This is a genomic window from Macrococcus bovicus (genome assembly GCF_004359575.1).
Classification (GTDB): Bacteria; Bacillota; Bacilli; order Staphylococcales; family Staphylococcaceae; genus Macrococcus; species Macrococcus bovicus.
This window is the reverse complement of the sequence record NZ_SCWF01000042.1, coordinates 1-383: the sequence shown is the minus strand read 5'-3', so window position 1 is coordinate 383 and position 383 is coordinate 1. Positions and strand designations below refer to the sequence as shown.

Genomic DNA, 383 nt, shown 5'->3' with positions numbered 1-383 from the left:
TTGTTAGACCTATGCATGACCAATTTATTGAACCGACTAAGAAATATGCTGATATAATTATTCCTGAAGGTGGGAGCAATAAAGTTGCAATAGATATTATGACAACAAAAATTCAGTCTTTAGTTAGCAAGCAATAGTATAATTCAGTAAAGGAAGATGACAATATGGAAAATCAAAAGCAATATCCAATGACTCAAGAAGGTTTTGAAAAATTAGAGCGTGAACTTGAAGAATTAAAAACAGTTAAGCGTCCTGAAGTTGTAGAGAAAATTAAAGTTGCACGTTCATTTGGTGACTTATCAGAGAACTCTGAGTATGATGCAGCAAAAGATGAACAAGGATTCATCGAACAAGATATTCAAAGAATTGAGCATATGTTAAGA

At 32.4% G+C, this 383-nt stretch carries 1 protein-coding gene and 1 pseudogene; both read left to right on the top strand.

The window, feature by feature from the left end; all coding sequences use genetic code 11:
- Positions 1 to 137 (top strand): annotated as a pseudogene (locus ERX55_RS11340) (uridine kinase); the annotation flags it as partial.
- Between the two features lie 27 nt (positions 138 to 164).
- The coding region (locus ERX55_RS11335) for a GreA/GreB family elongation factor (RefSeq protein WP_481817035.1) at positions 165 to 383 on the top strand (219 nt) is incomplete at its 3' end.